The 19,550-nt window shown below is 63.9% G+C and carries 16 protein-coding genes; 8 read left to right on the top strand and 8 right to left on the bottom strand.

Annotated features, from left to right (window positions below; all coding sequences use genetic code 11):
- Positions 1–78: 78 nt before the first annotated feature.
- The 4 genes from ACFSNN_RS07880 to ACFSNN_RS07865 form a co-directional block, all read right to left on the bottom strand.
- Complete coding sequence (locus ACFSNN_RS07880) at positions 79–2,046, bottom strand: aconitase family protein (protein ID WP_134459221.1); 1,968 nt, start codon at positions 2,044–2,046, stop codon at positions 79–81.
- Between the two features lie 201 nt (positions 2,047–2,247).
- On the bottom strand, positions 2,248–3,150 hold the full coding sequence (locus ACFSNN_RS07875; RefSeq protein ID WP_134459223.1) for a LysR family transcriptional regulator: 903 nt from the start codon (positions 3,148–3,150) through the stop codon (positions 2,248–2,250).
- A 191-nt stretch (positions 3,151–3,341) separates the two neighbouring features.
- The gene (locus ACFSNN_RS07870; protein WP_134459225.1) at positions 3,342–3,662 is read right to left on the bottom strand and encodes a DUF1330 domain-containing protein; all 321 of its coding nucleotides are present in this window, start codon (positions 3,660–3,662) and stop codon (positions 3,342–3,344) included.
- Between the two features lie 131 nt (positions 3,663–3,793).
- Entirely contained in the window at positions 3,794–4,459 is a 666-nt protein-coding gene (locus tag ACFSNN_RS07865; protein WP_134459227.1) for a GntR family transcriptional regulator, read from the bottom strand.
- A 253-nt stretch (positions 4,460–4,712) separates the two neighbouring features.
- On the opposite strand from ACFSNN_RS07865, the gene ACFSNN_RS07860 reads away from it, so the two are divergent.
- The 6 genes from ACFSNN_RS07860 (at position 4,713) to ACFSNN_RS07835 (ending at position 13,508) form a co-directional block, all read left to right on the top strand.
- A complete protein-coding gene (locus tag ACFSNN_RS07860; RefSeq protein ID WP_134459229.1) occupies positions 4,713–6,983 on the top strand; it encodes an alpha/beta hydrolase domain-containing protein in 2,271 nt (756 codons plus the stop codon).
- A gap of 26 nt (positions 6,984–7,009) precedes the next feature.
- A complete protein-coding gene (locus ACFSNN_RS07855) occupies positions 7,010–7,822 on the top strand; it encodes a hypothetical protein (protein WP_134459231.1) in 813 nt (270 codons plus the stop codon).
- 426 nt (positions 7,823–8,248) lie between these two features.
- Positions 8,249–8,989 (top strand): gluconate 2-dehydrogenase subunit 3 family protein, encoded by a 741-nt coding sequence (locus ACFSNN_RS07850; protein ID WP_134459233.1) that lies wholly within the window; start codon positions 8,249–8,251, stop codon positions 8,987–8,989.
- Entirely contained in the window at positions 8,989–10,767 is a 1,779-nt protein-coding gene (locus tag ACFSNN_RS07845; RefSeq protein ID WP_134459235.1) for a GMC family oxidoreductase, read from the top strand. The genes ACFSNN_RS07850 and ACFSNN_RS07845 overlap by 1 nt, the downstream gene beginning before the upstream one ends.
- Positions 10,764–12,119 carry a c-type cytochrome gene (locus ACFSNN_RS07840; RefSeq protein ID WP_134459237.1) on the top strand — a complete coding sequence of 452 codons (1,356 nt, stop codon included), beginning with the start codon at positions 10,764–10,766 and terminating at the stop codon, positions 12,117–12,119. Before ACFSNN_RS07845 ends, ACFSNN_RS07840 begins: the two co-directional genes overlap by 4 nt.
- A 195-nt stretch (positions 12,120–12,314) precedes the next feature.
- Positions 12,315–13,508, top strand: a complete 1,194-nt coding sequence (locus ACFSNN_RS07835; protein WP_134459239.1) for a porin — start codon at positions 12,315–12,317, stop codon at positions 13,506–13,508.
- Between the two features lie 31 nt (positions 13,509–13,539).
- Here the strand turns inward: ACFSNN_RS07835 and ACFSNN_RS07830 are convergent, their stop codons facing one another.
- The 4 genes from ACFSNN_RS07830 to ACFSNN_RS07815 form a co-directional block, all read right to left on the bottom strand.
- Positions 13,540–14,403, bottom strand: a complete 864-nt coding sequence (locus ACFSNN_RS07830; RefSeq protein WP_134459240.1) for a helix-turn-helix domain-containing protein — start codon at positions 14,401–14,403, stop codon at positions 13,540–13,542.
- Positions 14,404–14,516: 113 nt separating this feature from the next.
- Positions 14,517–15,065 carry a carboxymuconolactone decarboxylase family protein gene (locus tag ACFSNN_RS07825; protein ID WP_134459241.1) on the bottom strand — a complete coding sequence of 183 codons (549 nt, stop codon included), beginning with the start codon at positions 15,063–15,065 and terminating at the stop codon, positions 14,517–14,519.
- Between the two features lie 184 nt (positions 15,066–15,249).
- Positions 15,250–16,470 (bottom strand): porin, encoded by a 1,221-nt coding sequence (locus ACFSNN_RS07820; protein ID WP_134459242.1) that lies wholly within the window; start codon positions 16,468–16,470, stop codon positions 15,250–15,252.
- A gap of 59 nt (positions 16,471–16,529) precedes the next feature.
- Positions 16,530–17,072, bottom strand: a complete 543-nt coding sequence (locus ACFSNN_RS07815; RefSeq protein WP_134459243.1) for a hypothetical protein — start codon at positions 17,070–17,072, stop codon at positions 16,530–16,532.
- Positions 17,073–17,526: 454 nt separating this feature from the next.
- Here ACFSNN_RS07815 and ACFSNN_RS07810 point away from each other — a divergent pair, with 454 nt between their 5' ends.
- Both ACFSNN_RS07810 and ACFSNN_RS07805 read left to right on the top strand, forming a co-directional pair.
- Positions 17,527–18,228, top strand: a complete 702-nt coding sequence (locus ACFSNN_RS07810) for a GntR family transcriptional regulator (RefSeq protein ID WP_134459244.1) — start codon at positions 17,527–17,529, stop codon at positions 18,226–18,228.
- Entirely contained in the window at positions 18,225–19,532 is a 1,308-nt protein-coding gene (locus ACFSNN_RS07805; protein ID WP_134459245.1) for a LysR family transcriptional regulator, read from the top strand. Before ACFSNN_RS07810 ends, ACFSNN_RS07805 begins: the two co-directional genes overlap by 4 nt.
- Positions 19,533–19,550 lie beyond the last annotated feature (18 nt).

Genomic DNA, 19,550 nt, shown 5'->3' with positions numbered 1-19,550 from the left:
GGACCGGTCTCGCCGGCCTCTTGTACTTTCGCGCGTCACACGCACCATGATGCCGGGCCCCAAGGTCCGGCCAGCATTCTAGCCGCGCGCGCGCTTCAATTGTTCGAAGGTCGTGATTTTTCCGGCCAGCGCGCTCGCCGCTACCGTGTACGGACTCGCGAGCCACACATTGCCCGGTCCCGAACGGCCCGGGAAATTGCGGTTGATCGCGCTGATCGTCACTTCGTTCGCCCGGGCCGATTGGCCCGGCCCGCAATTCGCGCACGACCCGCAGCCCGGCATGACGAGCGTCACGCCGGCGCGCTCGAAGACCGGCAAATAGCCGCGCTCCTCGCAATACGCGCGCACCGCCATGGTGCCGAACTGCAAGTAGAGACGCGTCCCCTCGGGCACGCTAAGACCTTGCTCGACGCCCCAATGCAGCACCTCGTGATAGAAATCGAAGTCCTCGCGCTTGCCTGCCGTGCATGAGCCGCCATAAGCGATATCGATGGCGACATCCTGTTCCAGTTGCGGAGCCGGCACGCCGTTGCCGGGGTCGCCGGGACGCGCGAGCATTGGCTCGATCGCGCTTGCGTCGATAGTGATCGTGTCGCGATAGGTGGCGCCCGCATCGCTTTCCATCCAGTTTTCAACGGTGAAATCGATACCGCGCCGCTCTTTGAGAAACGCCACCGTGCGCTCGTCCGGTTCGACGATGCCGGTGAAACCGCCCAGTTCCGCGACCATGTTGGTCAAGGTCGCGCGTTCGTCGATCGACATCGCGCGCACGGCCGCACCGCCGTATTCGAAGACGAGGCCGATCGCGCCACCCGAGCGGATCGCGTCCATTTGCAGCAGATGCAGCACCACGTCCTTCGCGGTCACGCCGTCGCGCAAGTGACCGCTGATTTCGATGCGCAAGGTCTCCGGCACTTTGCAGCGCACATAGCCCGTCACCCAGCTATTGGCGATTTCCGTTGCACCGGCACCGAATGCGAGGCAGCCGAGCGCGCCCGAATGCGGCGTATGCGAATCGGTGCCACACGCCACTTGTCCCGGCAACGCGTATTGCTCGGCCATCAACGCATGACAGATGCCTTCGGAGCCCGGCATGCCGTCGAGCGCGCCGTGCGAGCGCACCGGATAGTCGCGCGAGAACGACGTATGCCCTTCCATCAGATTGGCGACGCCTGGCAGCAGGCCGTCGCGCACGTGCGGAATGCTCTGCGATGCGAGCACCAGATGATCCTGGAACGCGATGATGTGATCCGGCGCATGCAGCGGCGCCGGTTTGCCGAACGCGCGATGCATCAGATGCGCGCACATGCCGGTGAAGTAATCGTGGCTGAAGCGCCAATCCGCGGCGATGAACACGCCGTCGCCGCGTTGCGCGCCCACGCTGGCCGGATGCAGATGGCGCCCGATGATCTTCTCGACCAGCGTCTTCGGCTGCGCGGCCTGCGCCATGTCAGCGTGAGCATCAGCGCTAGCGCTATCGCCCGAGCGCGGCGCGGGCCAGTCGGCGAACTTGCTGTACGCGAGCAGGCCGCCGCTGCGAATGATCTGCTGCGTGAGCGCGTCGCGCCCCTTGAGAAATTCGTCGATCGGCACCGCTTCTCCCGCGCTCAAACGATCGAGCACGGAAAAGTCAGTGGTGGTGAGAATGCCGATGTTGTCGCAGTTCTGCTGGTAGATCCGCTCGAAGCTTTCCGCGACGATCAGCCGGATACCGGCCGAGAGTTCCGCCAACGGACTCGATTCGCGCGACGATCCCTTGCCGTAGCGCTTGCCCGTCACCGTCACCTGGAAGCCGCCGTTCTTCACCGCATCGCGGCCGATCGGCATGCGCTCGCCGGCCTTGAAGCCGACATACGGAAACTGGCCGAGACGCTCGTCGTAGGTGAGCATGACGGTGACCGGCGTGATCTCGTCGGTGGAGACGTTGTCGCGAAGCGGTCCGGCTGTTGCGCGCGTGAAGTTCTCGCCGGCGAGTTGCGCCTCGATCACCGCCGGGTCCTGGGACAGGTACAGCACGCGGCCGTCCAGACGAATCGTGTCGCTCATATGCATTCTCCTTGCGACCACTATACGGCGCGCGCGGGCAATGCCGAAGTGCCGGTGCGGCAACGCAGACCTCTCGTTTGGCGATGCTTGGCGCGATCGTGCAGGACATGGTGGTCCGGGCGTTGGCGCGTCACCGCCGGCATACTAAAGCCGGCCACCGGCACAGACATGCATCGGCCAATTCGCGCGCCTTGGCTCGCGTCAACCGCCCTTGCCGAGAAACCCGACCAGCGCCGCCGCGCTCGCGCTCAACTGATCGCGCGCCTTGAAGATCATGATGAGCCGGCGCACCGCCCACGCATCGCTCAGAGACAGCAGGCTCACGTCGAGCGCATTTAAATAGAGCAGCCCGACCTGTTCGGGCACGATCGCGATGCCGAGCCCGGCATGCACCATCCGGCAAAGCGCGTCGAGACTGCTGACGCGAATCTTCACGTCGAGCTGCCGTCCCGCGCCGGCGGCCTGTTGCGTGAGCAGTTGCGTCAGCGCGCTCTCGCTGCGCAACCCGACGAAGCTGTCATCGAGCAGGTCGTCGAAGTTCACCCGCAACGCACCGGCGAGCCGATGACCACCCGGGACCAGCACCGCCAGCCGATCCTGCCGATACGGCACCTGCTCGAACGCCTCGCTGCCCGCCACCGGGTTGCAGATGCCGAAGTCCGCCGCGTGCTCACCGACAATCCGCAGCACGTCGGCGCTATTTTCCTCTTCCAGTTCGATCGACACCTCCGGAAACGCGCGCCCGAACGCGGCTACATCTTCCGGCAAAAACTGCACGATCGAAGACAGATTCGCCACCACCCGCACGCGCCCTTTCGCGCCCGACGAAAAGCGCGACAGCTCCGCGCTCATCTGCTCGATATTGCCGATGATCGCCAGCGCGTAGCGCAGCACGGTCTCGCCGACCGGCGTCACGGTGATGCCGCGCGACTGGCGCTGGATCACCGGCAAACCGATCACCGCCTCGATCTCGGCAATACGCCGGCTTACCGCGGACGATGCGATGAACTCGCGCTCCGCCGCGCGCGCGATATTGCGCTCCTGGCAGACGGCGACGAACAGGCGCAGCGAGGTGAGGTCGAGTTTCTTGAGAAGGTTTTCCATTGTTGCTGCTTCATACGCGGTGAGCCCGAAGAACCCGGCATCGGCATGAAGGGACCCTTGGCAAAAAAAGATGGGCAAGTGTAACGCCCTTCTCCAGGCCAACCTGTCATTCCCACAACCGGCTTTCGATTAGCCTCTTTGCTGCCTACACGCGCAATGAACACAGTAAGACGCGTCATCGCCGGCGCGTTTCACTTCAGGATATCGGTTGCCTTGTGCCGCTCCTCCACGCCGTCGATCAGAATCACCGGCCCACGCGCATGCCGCGTGCGCAGCGGCAGGATGCGCTGATACGCGTCCGAGCGGTACCAGGTGCGCGCGGCGGCGAGATCGGGAAACGCAATCGCGATCAGATCGCCGTGCCATTCGCCTTCGAGTATCTCGGGACGTGCGCCGTGCACGATGAAATGGCCGTCGAACGGCGCGAGCGTGGCGTCGATGCAATTGAGGTATTCGACGATGTCGTCGCCCAGTTCGACGTCGTGCAGATGGGCAATCGCGTAGGCGGTCATGGCGTGGCTCCTGGTCATGAGTGGATGCGAAAACTCGCATGCCGCTCATGGTCGGCTCGGGCGTGACGCGCGTCGATTACCTGTGAGGTAAAAGAACTCGCCGCGTCGCGCACGAGGCAAGCGCCACGCCGCTATTGCGCGCTGACTTGTGCAAGCGCGGCAATCAGGTCGCCGAAGCGTTCGCCCTGAACCAGAATGTGCCCTCTCAGCGCGGCGGCGGCAGCTTCGCCGTCGCCCGCTTCGAGCGCATCCACGACCGCCTGGTGTTCATCGAACGAGGCGGCCACGCGCCCCTTGACGCGCAACTGCAAACGCCGGTACGGGCGCAGCAGTTTATGGAGCGCCTTCGCCTGGTCGTGCAGAAAACTGTTGTGGCTGCCGTGATAGATCAGGCAGTGAAAGCGCTCGTTCAGATGGTAATACTCGTCCGGGCTGCCGGCGTCACGCGCTTTCTGACATGCGACATGCGCCTCGCGCAGCGTCTGCAATTCCTGCGCGTTCATACGCCGCGCGGCAAGGCGGCTGCACATCGCCTCGAGTTCGGCCATCACCTCGAACATCTCGATCAGCCTGTGCAGGCTGATCTTCGCGACCACGGCGCCGTGCCGCGGCCGCATCTCCACCATACCTGCCGCGGCCAATTGGAGAAGCGCTTCGCGCACGGGCGTTCTGGACACCTCGAAGCGCGCGATCAATTCGGCCTCGTCGAGCGGCGCGCCCGGCGGCAGGTCGCCGGTCGCAATGGCTTCCTCGATGGATTCGCGCAGCTGGTCTGCGAGCGTGAGCTTGTTTGTCATGTTTGGACTCCATACGGAACCGAGTTGACCACAACGAGCATCCTGCCACCGTACGCGTAAACGATAGTTGAGAACGGTGTCAGTCGAATTATAAATACGGATGAGCCTTATAAATATAAAGATAAACCCCTTACAAAATATTGACAGGCCAATCTGGGCATATTCGGTGTTGTTCACGCTGTTCGCCCGATCACGGTCCGTCGCATCCACACGCGCGCACTCCTTTTCCCTGACCGTGTTCGGAGGCCTGACCATGAAGGTGCAGTCGGTAGCTGTATCCGTAGGAGTCGGTGTCGGAATCGCGTTGCTCGGCGGCTGCGGGCACGACAGCGTGTCGTCGTCCTCGCCCGCCATGGCGAAGGGCGCCGGCTTCATCCAGAGCTTCCAGATCGTGTCGAGCGCACCGGCGTTCGGCGGCGCCACGCCGGCCGGCGCGGCGGGCCCCTACCAGGTGATCAGCGCGGTCGTACATGGCGAACTCGATCCGAACGACCCGCTCAATGCAGGCATCGTGAACCTGAAGAACGCGCCGGTCGGCAGCGACGGCTACGTCGCCTATACGACCGACGTGGTGATCCTGCGCCCGCAAAACGCGTCGGCCGCCAAACGCGTGCTGTTCTACGACGTCGTGAATCGCGGCAGCAAGATCGGCGCGGCGTCGTTCGTGGGCGGCGGCGCGCTCGATACCGGCGCGGCGCCCTCGTCCAGCTTCCCGTCGCTGCTGCGCAACGGCTATACGATCCTGTGGAGCGGCTGGCAAGGCGACGTGCCGCTCGCCGGCAACAGCACCACGTCCGGCGCCGGCCTGCTCGGCGCCAGCTTTCCGGTGGCGACCAACAAGGACGGCACGCCGATGACCGGCCTGAGCCGCGAAGAATTCATCCCAGACTATGCGGGCGGCCCGCCCACCACTATTCCGTTGACCTATCCGCCGGCCAATCTGTCCGACAAGAGTTCGGTCACATTCACCGCGCGCCAGTCGTGGCTCACCGCGTACGGCAGCATTCCAGGCGGGCTCGAAACCTATACCGCGCCGTCCCAGCCGGTGACGACCTGGAGCTACGTCAGTACGCCGAACAATGTCTACGAAGGCAACTACTCCGTCACGTTCACGCCGCCCGCGACCGTGCCGGGCCGGAACGGCACGCAGGTTGCGCCTGATGCCGGGACCATTTACAGCTTCGTCTATCAGGCCGCCGCGCCGACCGTCGACGGCATCGGTTTCGCCGCCTTGCGCGACCTGGTGTCGTTCCTTCGATACGATGCGGCCGACGCGCAAGGTGTCGCCAATCCGCTCAACGATCTTAAGAACGCGGGATGCGCGGCCACGACCTGCTCGACCAGCACGAACTTCGATATCGCGATCGGCGAAGGAATTTCGCAATCGGGCCGCTTCATGAAGGACTTCCTGTATCAAGGCTTCAACGTCGACAAGCACGGCAAGATCGTGTTCGACGGCATGTTCCCGATCATCTCGGCCGCGCGCCGCACGTGGACCAATGCCGCCTTCGCGCAGCCCGGCCGCTGGTCGAAGCAGCATGAAGATCACTTCATGCCGGGCTTCCAGTTCCCGTTCACTTATGCGACCACGACCGACCCCGTGAGCGGCGCCACTGACGGCATCCTGAAGGCATGCACGGCCACCAACACCTGTCCGAAGATCATGCAGCTCGACGGCGCGTTCGAGTGGTGGGGCGGCGCGGCGTCGCTGGTCGTGACCGACGGACGCGGCAACGACATCCAGTTGCCTTCGAACGTGCGCTACTACCTGGTGGCAGGCACGCAGCACGGCGGCGGCAGTGGCGTGACGACCGGCAACATGACCGTTCCGGCCACGGGCAGTCAGTGCCAGTTGCCGGGCTCGCCGGTCGAAGAAACACCAGTAGAACGCGCGCTGATTCCGGCGCTTGTCGCCTGGGTCGGCAAGGGCACGCCGCCACCCGCATCGCAGTATCCGACCGTAGCCGCCGGCACGCTGGTCGCGCCGACCCAAACCACGGTGGGTTTCCCGTCGCTGACCAACGTGATGGTGCCAAGCGGTGCGGCCGCGACGCCCACCTCGCTGCAATTGACCTTTAATGGCGAGTACAACCAGTTGTTCGTGACCGACTATAGCAATGCGGTTCCCGTGGTGAACACGGCGCAGGCGTACACGATTCTCGTGCCGAAAGTGGATGCCAACGGCAACGAAACGTCCGGCGTGCTGGTGCCCGACGTCGCCGCCCCGCTCGCCACTTACACCGGCTGGAACTATCGCGGCGCGGGACATGCGATCGGCGACGGCTGCATTTCGAACGGCGCCGCGATTCCGTTCGCGGTGAGCGCGGCCGCGCAGGCCGGCGGCACCGACACGCGCACCACGCTCGCCACGCTGTACGGCGGCAGCCGCTCGAAGTATCAGGCTGCGGTCGCGGCCGCGGCGAACGCGCTGGTCAGCCAGGGCTATCTGCTGCAGGACGACGCCACCAACGTCTTCATTGCGAACGCGAGCGCCGTGTCCGCGACCTTGCTGCCGCAACCTTGAACGGCCGCGCGCCGGGAGCGAACGCCATGATGCACAGAGCAGGATGCACCGCCGCCGCGTTCGCCGCCGCTGCGCTGGTTGCCGCATGCGGAGGCGGTGGCGGCGGAGGTGGCAGTAGTGGCGGCAGTGCCGGTGCGCCGCCCGCTCCGTCTTCGAACGCTTCGGCGTATCAGAACAGCATGACGCTCGGCAGCGTCGGCGCCGTTTCGCTGTCGCTCATCGCGGCGACGACGACCGTCAACGCCATGCTGGTGAGTCCCGTCGCTGCCCCGCTGCTCGTGGCCGGCAACAACACGCTCGTGTCGACGCATCTGGCTACCAACGTCACGGGCGCCGGCACGGCATGTGTGTCGGCGCCCACGAACAGTATCGGCACGGTGAGCGGCGTCAACGCTGGCGTCAATATCAAGAGCGTGGCCGCGCTGCTGGACAATACCTGGAGTGTGTCGGCCACGCCGTCCGCGAACTGGACGACGCTCGGCGCGAGCGGCGCCGTGTTCGACGGCTGGGAAAACTGCGGCGCGAAGGCAGAAGGCGCGCCTTCGCCGTCGTCCACCTTGACGGTCAACGCGGACGGCAGCTTCTCCGATAACGTGTTCGACGGTAATCCGTCCACCACCGTCACGACAGTCAATCAGAGCTTCACCGCCGCGCAAGCTGCCGCGTTATTGTCGGATGCCGGCTATGTCGATACCAGCCAGCCCGCGAATCCGCAGACCATCAGGTTGAGGATTTACCACAACGCCGCGCAGCAGACCGTGCTGGTCGAACAGGGCATTCCGGCGAGCGGTGCGACGAATCAGAATCCGGGTTTCGTGGCGATTTACTTTCCGCGCTGATGGCGTGCCGCTCGCGATCGTTACGAGCCCACCGTTAGCGACATCGGAAACGTGCGCGGCTTGAGTCGCGTCAAATACGTCAGCATCCACGTCCTTACAGGCTCGCCGTACACGGACAGATCAATGCCGCGATAACGCAGCGCGCCTTCACCCTTTCGATGACCTCGGCACGCTCCTGTTTCGTTCTCGCAACAGGCGCACCCCATCAGTAGCGTTTGAAAAAAAGCCGTCGCCGCCCTGTTCAGGTTCGGAACCCCCTTTGATTTAAAAGGGTTTTTCTCCGAGACGCGGCATTTCATCACTCCACGAAACAAGCTATTGTAAAAAAGTTAAAAGACTTTGGAACCGGTTCCATCTATCATCCCGCCGGCAATCCGATGACTGCCGCAACGCAATTGCGCGCTCCAATCTGGTGACTGGAACAACATGCCTTCATCCCCTATTAGCTCTCGCCGTGGCTTCTTACGTACGGCTATCGCTCTGGTTCCGGCCGGCACGCTCGCCGGCTGCGAGGTCAAGCAACCCACGACGGCCTCCGCGCCGGGTTCCAGCGAAAGCGCGAACGCGAACGCAGGCCGCGCGTCCGGCGTGGACTACAAACCGCATTTCTTCGACGCGAAAGAATGGGCGTTCATCCACGCCGCGGTCGACCGTCTGATTCCGTCGGACGGTGAAGGCCCCGGCGCCGTCGAAGCGGGCGTGCCCGAATTCATCGACCGGCAAATGGATACGCCGTACGCACATGGCGCGCTCTGGTACATGCAAGGTCCGTTCGCGCAGGGCGCGCCCGAACTCGGCTACCAGTTGAAGCTCGTGCCACGCGATCTGTACCGCCTCGGCATCGCGGCGGTCAACGCGTACTGCACGAAGACTTACGCGCATCCGTTCGACGCCCTCGATCCCGCCACGCGCGACACCGTGCTCGGCGCGCTCGAGAAAGGCAAGGTCGATCTGGACAACGTGCCGGCCGGCGTGTTCTTCGGACAACTGCTGCAAAACACGCGCGAAGGCTACTTCTGCGATCCGATCCACGGCGGCAATCGCGACATGGGCAGCTGGAAGATGATCGGCTTCCCCGGCGCGCGCGCCGATTTCATGGACTTCGTCAATCAGAACGGCGCGGCTTATCCGTACGGCCCCGTGTCGATCGAAGGAAAGCGCACCTGATGTCTACTCAAACCAAACCGCACGTCGACGCGGTGATCGTCGGCTTCGGCTGGACCGGTGCGATTCTCGCGAAGGAACTCACCGAAGCCGGTCTCAAAGTGGTCGCGCTCGAACGCGGCGAGTATCGCGACACCTATCCGGACGGCGCGTATCCGAACACGATCGACGAGCTGACTTATAACGTCCGCAAGAAGCTCTTTCTCGATCTCTCGAAGACCACCGTATCGATCCGTCATGCGCCGAACGATACCGCTCTGCCGTATCGCCAGTTGGCCGCGTTTCTGCCGGGCGAAGGCGTCGGCGGCGCGGGCCTGCACTGGTCGGGCGTGCACTTTCGCATCACGCCGGAAGAACTGCGTCTGAAGAGCCACTATGAGGAACGCTACGGCAAGCGCTTCATTCCCGAAGGCATGACGATTCAGGATTACGGCGTCAGCTACGACGAACTCGAACCACATTTCGATTTCGCCGAGAAAGTGTTCGGCACCTCGGGCCAGGCGTACAAAGTCAACGGCAAGATAGTGGGCGACGGCAACATTTACGAAGCGCCGCGCAGCGACAATTTTCCGCTCGCCGCGCAACTGAACACGTATTCGGCGGAGCGCTTCGGCAAGGCCGCGCGCGAACTCGGGCTGAATCCGTACCGCTTGCCATCGGCGAATACGTCGGGGCCGTACACCAACCCGTATGGCGTGCAGATGGGCCCGTGCAATTTCTGCGGATTCTGCAGCGGTTACGCGTGCTACATGTATTCGAAGGCGTCGCCGAATCTGAACATTCTGCCCGCGCTGAAACAGTCGTCGGACTTCGAGTTGCGTTCGCGCTGCCACGTGCTGCGCGTCGAACTCGACGACACGAAAAAGCGCGCCAAGGGCGTGACGTATGTCGATCCGGCTGGCAACGAAGTGTTTCAGCCGGCCGATCTGGTGATCGTCGCGGCGTTCCAGTATCACAACGTCCATCTGCTTCTGCTATCGGGTATCGGCAAGCCGTATGACCCGATCTCCGGCGAAGGCGTGGTGGGCCGCAATTTCGCGTACCAGAACCTCTCGACCATCACCGCGTTCTTCGACAAGGACACGTTCACCAATCCGTTCATCGGCGCGGGCGGCAACGGCGTCGCGGTCGACGACTTCAATGCCGACAACTTCGATCACGGCCCGCTGGGTTTCGTCGGCGGATCGCCGTTGTGGGTGAACCAGGCGGGCGCCAAGCCGATCAGCGGTATCGCCACGCCAGCCGGCACGCCGAACTGGGGCGCCGACTGGAAGAAATCGGTGAAAGACCACTACGCCCACACCATTTCGATGGACGCGCACGGCAGCAACATGTCGTACCGCGACGTGTTCCTCGACCTCGATCCGACCTATCGCGATTCATACGGCCAGCCGCTGCTGCGCATGACCTTCGACTGGAAGGACAACGACATCAAGATGGCGCGCTACGTGACCGGCCAGATGCAGAAGATCGCGCAGCAGATGGGCCCCAAGTCGATCAATGTCTATACGCGCGAATTCGGCGCGCACTTCGACTCGCGCCGCTATCAGACCACGCACCTGGTGGGCGGCGCGGTGATGGGCACCGATCCGAAAACGAGCGTGCTGAACCGCTATCTGCAAAGCTGGGACGTGCACAACGTATTCGTGATGGGCGCCTCGGCGTTTCCGCAAGGCATCGGCTATAACCCGACCGGACTCGTCGCGGCGCTGGCTTACTGGTCGGCGAGGGCGATCCGCACGCAGTATCTGAAGAACCCCGGGCCGCTGGTGAGCGTATGACGAAGAAGATCGATATCCAACGCCTCGCGCAGGCGATGAAACGCGTGGGCGCGGCGGCCGTGCTGGGCATGACCACGCTTGCCGCACACGCGGCAGCGCCACCAAGTCAAAACGACGCAGCGCTGATCGCGCACGGCGAGTATCTCGCGCGGGCCGGCGATTGCATCGCGTGTCATTCCGCGCCCGCAGGCAAGCCTTTCGCCGGCGGTCCGAAATTCGACACGCCGATCGGCGCGATCTACTCGACCAATATCACGCCGGACCGCAACACCGGCATCGGCTCGTGGACCTTCGCGCAGTTCGATCGCGCGGTGCGCGCCGGCGTGAAGCCGAACGGCGACACGCTGTATCCGGCCATGCCGTTCCCATCGTATGCACGCCTGAGCGAAGACGACATGCACGCGCTGTACGCGTACTTCACGCAAGGCGTCGCGCCGGTGAGCCAGAAGAACAGACCGGTCGACATCGTCTGGCCGCTGTCGATGCGCTGGCCGCTCGGCATCTGGCGTCACCTGTTCACGCCCGAGCCGGTTTCGTTCGACGCGAAACGTTACGCCGATCCGGTGATCGCGCGCGGCGCCTACCTCGCGCAAGGACTCGGCCATTGCGGCGCGTGCCACACGCCGCGCGCGGCGACGATGCAGGAACGCGCGCTAAGCGACCTCGACGGCCCGGCGTTTCTCGCGGGCGGCGCGACGATCGACGGCTGGATTCCGTCGAGCCTGCGCGGCAATCCGCGCACCGGCATCGGTGCGTGGAGCGAAGCCGATCTCGTGCAATTCCTGAAGACCGGACGCACGCAGCACAGCGCGGCCTTCGGCGGCATGACGGACGTCGTGCAGCACAGCATGCAGCACATGAACGACGCCGATCTCACCGCGATCGCGCGCTATCTGAAGACGCTGCCGTCGACCGATCCGCAGGAAACGCCATACGCGTACGACGACACCGCCGCGCGCGCCCTGCGCATGGGCAACGCCACCGCGCCGGGCGCGGCCGTCTATCGCGACAACTGCACCGCCTGCCACCGCAGCGACGGTCGCGGCTACAACCGCGTGTTTCCGGCACTCGGCGGCAATCCGGTCGTGCAGGGCAAGGACGCCACCTCGCTGATTCACGTGCTGCTCACCGGCAGCACGCTCGAAGGCACGAAGACCGCGCCCTCCTCGTTCACGATGCCGGCCTTCGGCTGGCGCCTGAACGATCAGGAAGTCGCGGAAGTGACCAACTTCGTGCGCAACAGTTGGGGCAACACCGGCTCGACAGTCAGCGCGACGGACGTCGCCAAAGTCCGCAAGACGGTCACGGTGCACGCGCCCGACATGCCGCCGGGCGCAGCGCTGACCCACTGATCGCACGCGGCCTCGCGTGACGCGTCCCACTCAAGGGACGCGTCACAAGCATGGCAAGCGCCGCTGCGCACACCCTTCCCCTGCTTCACATAGTCCGCTCCGTTGCTCAGGAGCGGGCATCGGTGCGCGCGCAAAAAAAGAGAAAGCGCCATTCAGGCGACTTGAGATAGAAGTTCCAACCAGGCTATGAATACGATGAAAAAGCAATGGATTGCCGCCCCCCTGTTGATGTCGTTCGCCGGCATTGCGTCCGCGCAGAGTTCCGTCGTGTTGTACGGCATCGTGGATGCGGGTATTTCATACCGCAGCAACGAGCGCACCGGCACCACCGGAAACTATAGCGGCCACTCGAACCTCGCAGTGACGAGCGGCAACCTCTCCGGCAGCCGCTGGGGCATCAAGGGTCAGGAGGACTTGGGCGGCGGCTGGAATGCATTGTTCCAGCTCGAGGACGGCTTCGATATCACGAACGGCAAGACCGGCCAGAACGGCGGGCTGTTCGGCCGCCAGGCGTACGTGGGCGTCGGCAGCAAGCAGTACGGCACGATCACGCTGGGCCGCCAGTACACCTCGCTGAACGACTTCGTTTCGCCTGTCGTGCCGGTGGCAATGGTCGGCGGTTACGGCGCACACCCGGGCGATATCGACGATCTGGATCAGACCGCGCGCGTCAACAACTCCATCAAGTACACGAGCGCGAACTATGCGGGCTTCACGTTCGGCGCCCTGTACGGTTTCGGCGGCCAGCCCGGCAGCCTGAAGCAGCAGAACACGTGGAGCGTGGGCGCCGCCTACGGCAACGGCCCGTTGCATGTGGGCGTCGGCTACGAACGCTCCGACAACAGCAAGACCGGCACGCTGGACGCGACTTACGGCAAGTGGAACGGCACGGACGACGGCCTGTTCAATTCATCCATCAACGAAGGCTACGCGAGCGCGCAATCGCAACAGATCATCGCGACGGGCGCGACGTACGACTTCGGGCCGGCGATCGTCGGCGTGAATTACAGCAACGTGCAGTATCGCTCCGGCGCGGACTCGCTGTTCAAGGGACACGCCACGTTCAATATCGCGGGCGTGTTCGGACAATGGACGATCCGTCCCGCCGTGCAATTGTTTGCGGGCTACAGCTACACGCGTGGCGGCGAAGTGGATGGCGTGGCTGAGCGCGCTCAATATCACAACGTGACGCTCGGCGCGCAATATGCGCTGTCCAGGCGTTCGACTGTCTATCTGATGGGTGGTTACCAGCACGCGTCGGGCGGCACGCTGGATGCGCTCGGCAGTCCGCTCGCCGCTACCGCATCGGTTAGCGACAAGGGTAATGGCCACTCGTCCGCGGCGCAGTCGCAGGCGATTGTCAGCATCGGTGTGCGGCATAAGTTTTAAAGCTTCAACGCGGCGCCGCTTGCCAATCGATCTAGCGCTGCGACTGCGGCGCCGCGTCGAGCATCTCCAGATGACGGGCTTCGGTTTCGTCGTCGGCGGGGAACATGCATTCGAGGCGTAACTCCTGCGCCGCGATCGTCTGCGGCGTGCCTACGGTCGCGACCATCGAGAAATACTTCATGACGTAGCCGTTTTTGACGAAGCCGATCGGGATCACCGGCATGGCCGCCGCCGACGCGGCCCCGGCCGCCAATTCGGAATGCCCCGGCTGCATGTTCGTTTCCACATCCGGGTAGGCGCGCAACGCATCGAGCAACTCGCGCGTACGATCATCGATCACCCGCCCCACCGACTCGCGGTAGACCCGCTGAATCAGACTGTCCGCCACGCTCTGCCAGTCGCTCACGAATGGGCGCATACCGTCCGGGTCGAACATCAGATGCAGCATGTTGCGCGGCCCCTTGCGCGCCGCCATGTCGATGAAGCAATCGAAAAAACGCGGCGCCGCCTCGTTGGTCATCAGCACGTTCCAGTAGCGGTCCATGACCAGTGCCGGAAACGGTTCATGCTGACGCAGCATGCGTCCGAGCGCATTCGTGACGCTTTGCATTTCTTGCGCATTCCAGGCGGCGTCGGCATACATCGGCGCGTAGCCCGCGGCCAGCAGCAGCGTATTACGTTCGCGCAGAGGGATGTCGAGTGCCTGCGCGATATCCATCAGCATCTGGCGGCTCGGCACGCTGCGTCCGCTTTCGATGAAGCTGATATGACGCTGCGACACGCCAGCATTGAACGACAGGTCCAGTTGGCTGATGCCGCGCACATCCCGCCAGTGGCGCATCAAGACGCCGAGATCGTTCGGGGGCGTTTTTTTGAGTGGGTTCGCAGCATTCATCGTGTGTTCCTGTCCGCAAGACGATACAGATAACGGGTTCGGCGAGCACAGCTCGGCCGAACCTCGTCGGTCAGCATACTCGCTGGCGCTGAGCTCGCCGTCCCTTACGAGAATCAAGCCGTCCAGGCGTGGACCTGAAACTGCGCTTCCAACGGCGGTTGCGTGATGCTGCCCACGTAGTTCGTGATCGTCGAGGCCGCCGCCACCGCGAGCACTTCGAGTACCTGATCGCGACGGAAACCGGCTTCGAGAAATGCGCTTACGTCGCGCTCGTCGAGATGGCCGCGCTCCAGGATCGCGGTTTTCGTCAACGTGGAAAGCGCGGCATGCTGGCGGTCCGCAGGCGCGCGGCCTGCGCGAAGCGCTTCGACATCGGCAGGCGTGAGTCCCTCGTTCAACGCCAATGCCGTGTGAAATGCGACCGCCCACGTGCATGCATTGGTGACGGCGTTGGTCAGCAACAGCGTCTGGATCTGCGCTTCCGTAAACGTGCCCGAATGGACTTTCTGAAACAGATTGATGAACGCACCGATCAGCACGGGCGATTCGGCCATGGCGCCCGCGATGTTGGGGATGAAGCCGAAGGTCTCTTGCAGTTGCTGCAATACCGGTTTGGATTGTTCCGGTGCGGATTCGATGGTGTGAACCTGAAACGTCGACATGATGTGTCCTCGATAGTGAACGGGTTCGGGGTGAACCGCGCGACAACCGAAGATTAGGCGTGGGGGTGAGGGGCGGCAATTACCTGGGATGTAATAGAAGCGGCGCGGCGAGGAACCGCACGCGCCAATAAAATGGCCGGGTGCGTCAGCCGCAACCCGGCCCATGTCATCACGACACTCTAAATCAGAACCGGTGAATAATCCCCACCCCCACCGCCACCTGACTGCCTGACGAAGACGGCGTCGAGTTATAACCATCGCCGAGCGTCGCCGTGGCGTCGATGATCTGCCCCGCGCCATTGGTGCCCAGCGTCTTGCCCTTCGCCTTCTGATACGCCTCCAGCGCATACAGACCGGTGCGCTTGGACAACGAGTAGTACTGGGACAGATTGAACTGGTGATATTGCGCGTTGTCGTCGATGCCGTTCGCGCGCGTCGCACGCGTGTAGCTGTAGCCCGCGCCGAAGTCCCAGGCAATCGCCGGCTTCCAGTGCAGCACCAGACCACCGGTGTTCCAGATCTCCGTATCATGAAACTTGGAGCCCGTGCCCGGAATGTACTGCACGTTCGAGTACGTGGCCGTGACGTCCCAGGCGCTATTGAACGTGTAGCCGCCGCCAACCGCAAACCGCTGCTGTGCCTGCGCGGTCTGATAGCCGTTCGTCAGCGCGGAGACGCCGATCTGCGAGCCGCCGTTGGTGGTGGTCGAATCCGCGCCCCACGCTCCGCCGCCCAACGTCGAGTTGTTGATCCGCGAGAAGCCGACCGCGAGGCCCACCGGACCCATTGCATACTGCACCGCCGTCGACCATGTCGAACCACGGTTCGTGCTGCCCGCCACGCCGCCCAGCGAATACGAGCCGCTCGCCGTCAAACCATAGAATTTCGGCGACGTGTACTCCAGCGTGTTGTTCGCGCGGTAGATCGTGTCGAGGCCGTCGATATCGCCCGGGTGCGCGCCGTAGTAGCCGGTGATCCAGGTGGTCGGGCTGTATGGTGAGAGCAGCTGGTAATACGACGCGTACTGCCGGCCCGCCGTGAAGGTACCGTACGCCGGATTCGTCACACCGACCCATGCCTGTCGGCCGAACATCGCGTTGGTGTATTGCTGGCCGCCCGTCGCCGAATTGAAACCGGACTCGAGCTGGAAGATCGCCTTCGTGCCGCCGCCCAGATCCTCACCGCCCTTCAGGCCGAAGCGGCTGCCGGCCCATACGCCAGGCGTCATCTTGACATCCGATTTGCCGCCCTTGGTCGTGCCGAGCGTCGACTGATTGTTGGTGTACGACAGGCCGTTGTCGACAATACCGTACAAGGTCACGCTGCTTTGAGCAAAAGCCGGCACGGCGGCTGCAATCGCCGCGCCGAACAGCACGGCGTCGACACGTCTGATACTTTTTTTCATGCTCCAGATCTCCAATTGCTACGTCGTTTGTTGAAATACTTTTTTTGCCGGCGTCCTGGCTATTGCGTGGCCTGTTGCAGCCGCCGTTTCACCGTCAAGGCCAACGGCACGGTAAAGAAGATGTGCGACATGAATCCGCCGATGATCACCGCCGGGTCGTAATAGTTCGGATGGTTGTCGGAAGCGATCATGATCGCCACATGCATGGCGATCCATGCCAGCACCGCGTAGAACAACGCCACCAGCGTCGCTTCATAGCCGCGTCGGCTGAAGTACGGCCAGATGGCCGCGAACAGCACGCCCCACGCGCTAGCGAAGACAAAGTGAATCGCGGTGCCCACCAGGTACGCCCAGATCCCGAGCGATGCCTGCATCTCCTTGCCGAATACGAGGCCGGTCGCGTTACGCGGAATGCCCGCGAGCGGCATGATGTGTTGCGCACCCACCCACACGAGCGCCTCATAAATCCAGATGACCACCGCGCCGATCAAGCCACCGGTCACGCCCGCGCGAATCATCGCCGCGCGACTCGGCCACGCCGATTGCGACGCGGCCGACCTGCCGCCGAGTTCCGCTCCACTCACACTGAAATTGCCACTCATGTCTCTCTCCTTGAAACGCGTGTCACATCAGGAATGCCGTACGGACATCAGCGCGCGAAGTCTCGCAAGACGCTTCGTGCCGCGCAGGAACCGCTCGTCGATCGGATAAGCCGTCGTCAACGGAGAAGAGCCCGTGACAACCGCCTTGGGATCCGAAGATAAGAATCGTGCGGGTTTCTAGAAAGTACGGGTAAACCTGAGACGAGCCGGGAAATATCGCTCGCCGTGGCTTGAATTGCGGGTTTTGAGCGTTCAAGGCGGCGCTGCAACCCGCGCGGCGCGTGGCCTCATCGGTATCCCGAGTGTGTGCCGACGGTCCTAGGCCAAGTCTCCGCTCCGCTACTCGCAATAAACAAAACAGATGACCCCGAAACGAAGTCGCAAGCCTCGCGAGAAGCGTGGTGAAGCGCCGTTTGCATGGCTATACTTGACGGCGTCCAACGAGTCGACAGCAATGAACGAGACCACCCAACAGGCGATTGTCCAGACCCTGCGCGAGAAGATTCTGGCGGGCGAACTGTCGCCCGGCCAGCGGCTCGTCGAAGCGCAGCTCGCGCAATGGCTCGGCGTATCGCGCACGCCGCTGCGCTATGCGCTGAGCGTGCTGTCATCAGAGGGGCTGCTGGACCGTTCCGGCGGCCGTGGTTATGTCGTGCGCCGTTTCAGCGTGAAGGATGTGCTGAACGGCATCGACGTACGCGGCGTGCTCGAAGGACTCGCCGCGCGCTCAGTCGCGGAGAGCGGCGTGGGCCCGGCGCTGGCCGCCTCGCTCGATGAGTGCTTGCGCGAAGGCGACGAGATCTTCGCCAAGGGGCGTCTGAACCCGGGCGACGACGTGCGCTACGCCGCCATGAACGGGCGTTTTCATGCGCTCATTATCGAGGCCGCGCAAAACACGGCCGTGAGCGCGGCCTTGAGCCTGAACGACAAGATCCCGTTCGTCTCGCCCGCCACGGTCGCCTTCGACGAATCCGCCAGGGAGCGCCAGTTCATGATGCTGATCTACGCGCATCGCCAGCATCATGCGATCGCGGACGCGCTGAGGAAAGGCGAAGGCGCGCGCGTGGAGGCCTTGATGAAGGAACACACGCACATCTCGAAGGAAAGCCTGAACCTGTCGCTGCCCACGCTGCATCTGATCGCGGGCGCGGCATGACGAGCGCCGCGACGTCCTCCGTCGGGAACCCGGCTTCAGCCAGGACGCCGTCGACCTCGGGCAGCAAGGAGTTGCTCAACCTCGCGCAGTTGCGCGCGTTTCGGCTCGTCGCCGATATGGGCAGCGCGACACGCGCCGCCGCCGCGCTGTTTCGCGCGCAATCGGCGGTCACGCGTTCCGTGCAGGAGTTGGAGTCCGCGCTCGGCGAGCCGCTCTTCGACCGCGGCCCGTCGGGCATGCTGCCGACACCCGTGGGCCGCGCCGTGCTGCAGCGCTGCGAAAGGATTTTCGCGGAACTGGAAGAGCTCGCGCATTGGTGCGGCGCGCGGCAGGCACGCCGCCGGCCCGCCGCGGAAGGCGCATTGCCGGCCTATCTGCTCAACACGCGGCGGCTGCAACTGTTCGTGGCGCTGGCGCGGCACCGGCACATGCCGAGCGCCGCGAAGACCTTCGGCATTAGCCAACCCGCCGTGAGCACCGCAATTCGCGTGCTGGAAAGCGGCTCGGGCCTGAGTCTTTTTCACCGAAGCCCGCGTGGCATTCTGCTCACCACCGAGGGCGAAACGTTTCTGCTGCACGTGCGCCGCGCGCTAAACGAACTACGCCACGTGCCCGACGATATCGCCGCATTGCACGGCAAAATCCAGGGCTCGGTGACGGTCGGCGCGCTGCCGCTCAGCCGCACGCTGATTCTGCCCAAAGCGATCGCGCGCATGACATCGGAAAATCCGGGCGTGCGGGTCGTCACCGACGAAAGCAGTTACGAAGCGCTCGTCGCGGGTCTGCGCGCGGGCGACATCGATTTCATTCTCGGCGCGCTGCGCGACAACGACGCCAGCAGCGGCCTGAAGAACGAGCGCCTGATGTCGGAAGATATGGTGGTGCTGGTGCGCCGCGATCATCCGCTTGCGCAGGCGCGCAACCTGACCATCATGGATCTGCGCGACGCGCGGTGGATCGTGCCGCGCAGCCATGCGCCGGCGCGCGCGCTGTTCGAAGCGCAGTTCAAGCGCATGAAAGTGAAGCCGCCCATGCCCACAGTCGAAACCGCGGACCTTGCGGTGATTCGCGGTCTTCTGTTCGGCACCGACATGGCGGCAGCGCTATCGGCGCAGCAATTGCATCATGAGGTGCAATCCGGGCAACTGGTGGTGCTCGACGTGCGGTTGCACAACACCCGGCGCGAGATCGGCCTGACCGTGCGCGCGACGGGCACGCCCTCGCCTGCCGCGCGCGCGTTGATCGATGCGATTCGCCTCTCGGTGGTCGATGTGACGCGCACGGTCAGCATCGCCGCGAGTTAGCCTCGGTGGACGCGTGCG

It is taken from the genome of Paraburkholderia dipogonis (assembly GCF_042680985.1).
GTDB lineage: Bacteria > Pseudomonadota > Gammaproteobacteria > Burkholderiales > Burkholderiaceae > Paraburkholderia > Paraburkholderia phytofirmans.
Note: the sequence above shows the minus strand (reverse complement) of the source record. Positions and strands in the feature narration are given on the sequence as shown.

Excerpts from the sequence above, each read along its gene's own strand:
- ACFSNN_RS07880 (WP_134459221.1), bottom strand. The coding sequence starts at position 2,046 with ATGAGCGACACGATTCGTCTGGACGGCCGCGTGCTGTACCTGTCCCAG.
- ACFSNN_RS07875 (WP_134459223.1), bottom strand. The coding sequence starts at position 3,150 with ATGGAAAACCTTCTCAAGAAACTCGACCTCACCTCGCTGCGCCTGTTC.
- ACFSNN_RS07870 (WP_134459225.1), bottom strand. The coding sequence starts at position 3,662 with ATGACCGCCTACGCGATTGCCCATCTGCACGACGTCGAACTGGGCGAC.
- ACFSNN_RS07865 (WP_134459227.1), bottom strand. The coding sequence starts at position 4,459 with ATGACAAACAAGCTCACGCTCGCAGACCAGCTGCGCGAATCCATCGAG.
- ACFSNN_RS07860 (WP_134459229.1), top strand. The coding sequence starts at position 4,713 with ATGAAGGTGCAGTCGGTAGCTGTATCCGTAGGAGTCGGTGTCGGAATC.
- ACFSNN_RS07855 (WP_134459231.1), top strand. The coding sequence starts at position 7,010 with ATGATGCACAGAGCAGGATGCACCGCCGCCGCGTTCGCCGCCGCTGCG.
- ACFSNN_RS07850 (WP_134459233.1), top strand. The coding sequence starts at position 8,249 with ATGCCTTCATCCCCTATTAGCTCTCGCCGTGGCTTCTTACGTACGGCT.
- ACFSNN_RS07845 (WP_134459235.1), top strand. The coding sequence starts at position 8,989 with ATGTCTACTCAAACCAAACCGCACGTCGACGCGGTGATCGTCGGCTTC.
- ACFSNN_RS07840 (WP_134459237.1), top strand. The coding sequence starts at position 10,764 with ATGACGAAGAAGATCGATATCCAACGCCTCGCGCAGGCGATGAAACGC.
- ACFSNN_RS07835 (WP_134459239.1), top strand. The coding sequence starts at position 12,315 with ATGAAAAAGCAATGGATTGCCGCCCCCCTGTTGATGTCGTTCGCCGGC.
- ACFSNN_RS07830 (WP_134459240.1), bottom strand. The coding sequence starts at position 14,403 with ATGAATGCTGCGAACCCACTCAAAAAAACGCCCCCGAACGATCTCGGC.
- ACFSNN_RS07825 (WP_134459241.1), bottom strand. The coding sequence starts at position 15,065 with ATGTCGACGTTTCAGGTTCACACCATCGAATCCGCACCGGAACAATCC.
- ACFSNN_RS07820 (WP_134459242.1), bottom strand. The coding sequence starts at position 16,470 with ATGAAAAAAAGTATCAGACGTGTCGACGCCGTGCTGTTCGGCGCGGCG.
- ACFSNN_RS07815 (WP_134459243.1), bottom strand. The coding sequence starts at position 17,072 with ATGAGTGGCAATTTCAGTGTGAGTGGAGCGGAACTCGGCGGCAGGTCG.
- ACFSNN_RS07810 (WP_134459244.1), top strand. The coding sequence starts at position 17,527 with ATGAACGAGACCACCCAACAGGCGATTGTCCAGACCCTGCGCGAGAAG.
- ACFSNN_RS07805 (WP_134459245.1), top strand. The coding sequence starts at position 18,225 with ATGACGAGCGCCGCGACGTCCTCCGTCGGGAACCCGGCTTCAGCCAGG.